General features: G+C 43.8%; 5 protein-coding genes. All 5 read right to left on the bottom strand.

What is annotated here, in order from left to right:
• A partial coding sequence (locus ACIQ0Q_RS09270; RefSeq protein ID WP_395772653.1) for a hypothetical protein occupies positions 1–1,422 on the bottom strand: 1,422 nt, incomplete at its 3' end.
• A gap of 545 nt (positions 1,423–1,967) precedes the next feature.
• Complete coding sequence (locus tag ACIQ0Q_RS09265; RefSeq protein WP_395772652.1) at positions 1,968–2,648, bottom strand: recombinase family protein; 681 nt, start codon at positions 2,646–2,648, stop codon at positions 1,968–1,970.
• A gap of 190 nt (positions 2,649–2,838) precedes the next feature.
• A complete protein-coding gene (locus ACIQ0Q_RS09260; RefSeq protein WP_395772651.1) occupies positions 2,839–3,006 on the bottom strand; it encodes a hypothetical protein in 168 nt (55 codons plus the stop codon).
• Entirely contained in the window at positions 3,003–3,443 is a 441-nt protein-coding gene (locus tag ACIQ0Q_RS09255; protein WP_395772650.1) for a hypothetical protein, read from the bottom strand. Before ACIQ0Q_RS09255 ends, ACIQ0Q_RS09260 begins: the two co-directional genes overlap by 4 nt.
• Positions 3,444–3,744: 301 nt before the next feature.
• A partial coding sequence (locus ACIQ0Q_RS09250) for a hypothetical protein (RefSeq protein ID WP_395772649.1) occupies positions 3,745–4,138 on the bottom strand: 394 nt, incomplete at its 5' end.

Here is a 4,138-nt window from a genome sequence, read left to right as displayed (position 1 = left end):
GCTCCAGGTGTATTGGCTTGTATTCTCTGGGTAATGCTCCATTAGCTCCAGGTAATCGTCTAGCTTGGTGTAGTTAGCTGGTAGCCAGGTGTCCAGGGCTGTTATTGGTTGCTCCGGTAGCCCCAGATAAAACGCTGTTATGAACTCGCTAAAGCCCTGGGTGTATCGCTTACGAGCTTCCTGGGGGCTTATGCGTGGATAGTTAGCTCTAATCGCTTGTAGCTCTGTGTTTAGTTCAAATCTTGCTTGGTGATAGCTTTTTCCTGGGTTAGCTTCCAGGTGGTTATTTATTAGCTCTTTTTCCTGGCGTTCAGCTTCCAGGTGTAGCTCTAGCTCGCTTGCTTCAAGTATTCCCCAGCTAATTATTTCCTGTGGTGTTAGTAGCTCCCAATTGAAACTTGTGCCATCTGTGTCCAGGTAGCTAGCTGTTATTTGGTTGTCTATAAGCTCCAGCTGTAAGTGTTGGTTAGGGTCTATCTGGGTAATGTTTGGGTGGCTTGCTATTGCTTCAAAATACTTAGCTAGTTCTATGTCTTTAGAGCTAATACCAGCTCCACGCTTCATAAGTAATTTAGAGCTAACAGGGGTTATTTTCAGCCCAAAATTATCCAGGCAATACTTAGCTAATCTGCTCTCGGTTAGCCTGTCGCTTCCAGGTAATTCTTTGTAAATAGTTGCTGTTTGTTTTTGCTCTTTGATAGCTTGCTTGGTGGTCTTTAGGCTTTGCTCCAAATTGCGATAAAGCTTGTCGGGGTTCTTTTTGATAATTGCCCTTAGATAGCTCTCCAGGTTTTCAACTTTGTTATCTGTCGCTACTTGTCTAATTTGAGCTTCCAGCCCAATAGGGTCTTTATCCAGCCAGGTCTTAAGTTTCAGCTGTTTAGCTGTTAGCTCTCCCAGGTCATTTAGTAGCTGTCTTAGAGCTTCTAAACCTATTGAAAAATCATTTTCTATATCATCTATCTTTAAGTCTCTATTAGTCAGGTAGTCATTACCTGTTAGTTGGTCAAAATTACCTGTTAGTTGGGCTTCCTGTGGATAACTATTACCTGTTAGTTTTTGAGCTTCCTTAGCTTGTATAGCTAACCTGGCTAACCTAATTGGGCTGTTATGAGCTTTGAGCTTTGAACATTCTGGGGGACACATAACCCAGCTCGCCATCTCATAAGTTCTAGCTGTGTGGGATGTTGCTCTAGTAGCTACAAAAAGCTCCACGCCTGGGGCTAATAAATCTCTAATCGCTAAAAGCGTTGTCTTTTCAGTTCTACCAATTTGCTTGCCCAGGTATTTACCGGAGCGTTGGGTTTTACCATTCTTGAGGTCTAGCTGGTCTGCTAATTCTTTAGCAACTGCTAGCTGGGTAGCTGTTAGCTTTAGGTGGCTTGTGTGGGCTGTAAGCCTGTTTTTATCGTGGTAGCTCATTTACTTTTTTCCTAGTCAAAATAATTCGGTATTGGTTTTAGTTCCTAACCAGGTAGCTATTGCTAACTAACCTGCTTGCCCTGGCATTTCGTTCTATTAGGTGTAGGTTGCCTAATAAATCGGTGGTGAAAATGTTGCGAGCGAACTAACTAAGACTTTATCGCCAGGCACGGACATTACCAAAAACGAAACGCTTGGATAGTTGTCCAATGTCTAGGGTTTATGCCACAATAAAGCTAGAGCTTGCTCCGTGGTGGATAAAGCTTCGCCAGGTAGGTTTTTTCCTAGTTGGTATTGGTTTTGAAAGCCCCAGGCTAAACCCCTGGGGTTTTCTGCTATTCGGGGGTTCTCTATTTATAGCTCTACCGGGTAAAGCTCGCTAGGGGTTTAGGCGTATTTGTGGATAACACTTACTAAGTGTTTAGCCCCTGGTTATTTCAAAAATAAATAAAGCCCAGGCAGATTATTTAAGAATGGAACTAACCCAAATAAATAATTTACGAATGGAACTAACCCAGGCGAATTATTTGGAAAATAGTAAAGCTCTACCAGCTAAGTTTTAGGGCTTTAGTTTTTGGGCTGTTCAAAATACTTTTTACACTTTGAGCGTGCCATTTAGATAAACCCCTGGCTGTTTTCATTTCCTTAGCTTCAAGCTCTCTAGCTATTTGGTGGAGAGATAAATCTAAGCTCGCCAGGTCTTTTATTGTTTGTCTTACTAGCTCGTCTAGTTGCCCCTGGTAGCCCTGGTCAATGCCCCAAACTATTCCACGCTCTCGCCTGGCTTGGTGTTGTCTTTTTACTCTGTCGCTAATTAGAGCGTTTTCAAACTCTGCCATAACTGCCATCATCCCAAACATAGCTCGCCCCTGGCTGGTTGCTGTATCTGCTCCAATGTTGCTAATAGCTAATCGCCATTTGTTTTTATTTGCCTGTTCCAAAATTAGTAAAGCGTTTTTTTGTGAGCGAGCTAACCGGTCTAATGAAACTACAAATAGAGCTTGAGCTTCTCCAGCGTTGAGCTGTCTTAGAGCTTCGTTTAGTTTCGGTCTAGTATCTCTGCCCCCCTTAGCTATCTCTCTAAAAATCTCTACCTGGTAGCCCTGGGCTTCGGCTGTGTCTATTAGCTGGCGTTCCTGGCTGTCTAAGCTATGCCCTTGCTCTCCCTGGCGAATAGTTGAAACTCTGGCATAAATAATCGCTTTGCCCTGGGTGGTTGTATTCATTTTTTAGCTCTCTCTAACAGGTAGTTTTTTAGCTCTTTGTAATAGGTTGCTCGCAACTATTTACAAAATTAGTTTATAGCTATGGGTTAGCTCTGGGGTAGTTATTTTTTACTAAGCGTTTAGCTATTTGTTTAGTTAGCGTTTAGGGCTGTATTTGCTGGGCTGTGAGCTGTTTAGCCCTAATGTTTAGCTACTCTAAAGCTTCTATTAGCTCACCTATAAGTTTTTGTTGCTCTGCTATTTGTCTGTCTGCTACTGCGATAGTTGCCTGTAAGTTCGATACAAGCTTCTCTAAAGCTTCTATTATTTGGGCTTGCTGTTCTATCTGCTTGGTTAGCTCTCTAATTTCCTTGCTCATTTTTGCCAAAATCTCTTTTTACGAGCTTCCTGGGCTTCGCTAGTTTCAATGCTTCTAAAAACTAATCTAAGGTCAGCCAGGTTAGCCCTAAGGTCTGTATTGCTCTGCTCCAGGCTAGCTATGGAAGCTTTGAGCTGTATGTTTTCAGCTATGAGCTGGGCTACTTGCTCGCTTACCTGTTCAACCTGGTTAGAGCTACCGGATGAAACTTGCCCAGGCTTTTTAGTGGTTTTCATTAGCCCGGCATTATGTAAATCGCTTAGGGGTATTGCCCAGGTTTCAACCTGCTCCCCAGGTCTTACGAGCTTCCTGGCATTAGGTAATCTGCTAGGTCTAGGTGGTTTAGTTAGCCCCAGGTATTTCCTAATAGTTGGTTCGCTTACCCCAGCTATCTCGCTAGCTTCTCTAATGTTCAGTAAATCATCTAAATTATTCATAGCTCTAGGGTAGCCCTGCCCTGGTAGAGCTTGGTTAGCGTTTAGTAAAAAACTAATAACTATTTAGTAGCTATTTAGGGCTAAACATTTCAACCAGGGGTAAACCCTGGATAAACCCCCAAATAATTTGCCTATTGTGTAAAAATCTAGCAACTTGCGTGGGATGAAACGCTACCCCCAGGAAAAAAGCCCCCTATGCCCTGCCCTGGGGTTTAGTTGGGTTTAGGCGTGTGGTTTAGGTATTTATTAGCTAATACTTAGCCAGGGGTGTTTAGGGCTTGTATAGGGCTTACAGGGCTGTTTAGTTGCTGTTAGGTCTAGTCATAGCTCCCAGGATGTTCTCTAGCCCTGTGGCTTCTCCAGCTCGCTCTATGGGCTTAGCTTTAGCCTTAGCTTGCTGGTATCGCTCTACTTGGTCATTTATCCAGGTGTTAGGGGCTTTAGCCCAGGTTGAGCCTAAGCTCTCTCGGTAGCTGTCCATAGCTCTAGCTAGGTAGCCCCAGGTAAGCCCTTGCTGTTCAGCTTCTAGGTAGCTTGTAAAGCCCAGGTTCTCGCTCCAGGTGTATTGGCTTGTATTCTCTGGGTAATGCTCCATTAGCTCCAGGTAATCGTCTAGCTTGGTGTAGTTAGCTGGTAGCCAGGTGTCCAGGGCTGTTATTGGTTGCTCCGGTAGCCCCAGGTAAAACGCTGTTATG

Source organism: Arenimonas sp., from assembly GCF_044348765.1.
GTDB lineage: Bacteria > Pseudomonadota > Gammaproteobacteria > Xanthomonadales > Xanthomonadaceae > Arenimonas.
Note: the sequence above shows the minus strand (reverse complement) of the source record. Positions and strands in the feature narration are given on the sequence as shown.

Coding starts and splice junctions, on each gene's coding strand:
- ACIQ0Q_RS09265 (WP_395772652.1), bottom strand. CDS start 2,648: ATGAATACAACCACCCAGGGCAAAGCGATTATTTATGCCAGAGTTTCA.
- ACIQ0Q_RS09260 (WP_395772651.1), bottom strand. CDS start 3,006: ATGAGCAAGGAAATTAGAGAGCTAACCAAGCAGATAGAACAGCAAGCC.
- ACIQ0Q_RS09255 (WP_395772650.1), bottom strand. CDS start 3,443: ATGAATAATTTAGATGATTTACTGAACATTAGAGAAGCTAGCGAGATA.